Source organism: Flavobacterium sp. (assembly GCF_031423415.1).
GTDB lineage: Bacteria > Bacteroidota > Bacteroidia > Flavobacteriales > Flavobacteriaceae > Flavobacterium.
Genome location: NZ_JANPFL010000177.1, coordinates 1 through 1,493, shown reverse-complemented (window position 1 = coordinate 1,493; position 1,493 = coordinate 1). Strand labels below are relative to the sequence as shown.

The 1,493-nt window shown below is 30.5% G+C and carries 2 protein-coding genes; both read right to left on the bottom strand.

Going from position 1 to position 1,493, the window contains the following annotated elements:
• Positions 1–533: aminoacetone oxidase family FAD-binding enzyme (locus RMO83_RS14985; RefSeq protein ID WP_310560507.1), on the bottom strand; the 533-nt coding region annotated here is incomplete at its 3' end.
• Positions 534–592: 59 nt separating this feature from the next.
• Positions 593–1,270 carry a glycerophosphodiester phosphodiesterase family protein gene (locus RMO83_RS14980; RefSeq protein ID WP_310560506.1) on the bottom strand — a complete coding sequence of 226 codons (678 nt, stop codon included), beginning with the start codon at positions 1,268–1,270 and terminating at the stop codon, positions 593–595.
• Positions 1,271–1,493 lie beyond the last annotated feature (223 nt).

Sequence of the window (1,493 nt, the reverse complement as noted above, 5' to 3'; positions counted from 1 at the left end):
GTTTGCAGCATTTCCCAAATTTTTGGGTTGCTTCCAGTAGCAAGAATTAGTTTTTCGGTAAAATAATTCTCAGTTTGCGTTTCGACTTGCCAAAAATCATTTTTCTTATAAATCGATTGTACACTTTGACTTGTCAAAACTTGAACTCCGAGTTTTTGAGTAGCATTTATAAAACAATCAATAATGGTTTGTGATGAATTAGAAACTGGAAACATTCGTCCATCGGCTTCGATTTTGAGTTTGACTCCATTTTTTTCAAACCATTCGATAGTGTCGCTAGTACAAAATTGATGAAATGGCCCACGTAATTCTTTTTCGCCACGTGGATAAAACTTAACCAAATCGTTTGGTTCGAAACAAGCATGAGTAACGTTACAACGACCGCCACCCGATATTCGAACTTTTTCTAGAACCGTTTTTCCTCGTTCTAATATGCCAACTTTTAGTTTTGGGTTTTTCTCGACAATATTTATTGCTGTAAAAAATCCAGCTGCGCCGCCGCCAACTACAATTATATCGAAATTTTGATTCATTTTTAATTTAATCTTTGTCAAATTTTTTAACTCAGACAAAGATAGACATTACAATCGAGTTATATCCTGTTTGGAAAATCAGAAATTATTGCATCGACATTTAATGCTTTCATTTTTTGAATATCCTCAATTTCGTTGACTGTCCAAGTGTGAATTTCGATACCTTTATTTTGTATTTTTGTCACATTTTCTTGGTTCAATAAATGAAAATAAGGATTGATGGTTTTGGCTTTTATAAATTTGGCAAATGAAAAACCCAAGTCCAAATCAGTAGCTGTTAAAACTCCAATTTGTATATTATCATTCAAAAAACGAACTTGTTGTAAAGCATTCCAATCGAAACTTGAAATGATAAAATTGCGATAATTCATGTTTTTTGTCTCAACATATTTTTCAATTAATTCAATAACTTTTTCGACAGTTTCATAACTTTTCAGTTCAATATTAATAAAAGCGGTATTGTTTACCATATCAATAACTTCTTCTAAAGTCGGAATTTGATGTTTTCCATCAATCCGAAAACTTCTCAATTCAGATAAAGTCATCTGATTTACAAAACCTTTTCCGTTGGTTGTTCTGTCGATTTTTTCATCGTGAATAACAATAATTTCTTTATCTAAACTTAAATGAACGTCTATTTCAATTCCGTGACAACCCAAATCAATTGCCTTTTGAAATGCAATTAATGTATTTTCTGGTTCATGCCCTTTTGCACCACGATGACCAATTTTCAGCATTTTATTTTTTTTAAACCACAAAGTTTATTAATTTTTTTCTAATAATACAATTCCAAAATTCGAATTAATAAATACTTTTCCGTAATAAAGACTACTTTTTTATTTAGAAGTGGTTTAAACTTTTTTGATTGAAGCGAAAAATTAAGATTTTTGTTTCAGATTTTGGATTTTTTTTATTGGATAGCATCGCTATCGAATAAAAAAAATCTGAAATATGGGGCAA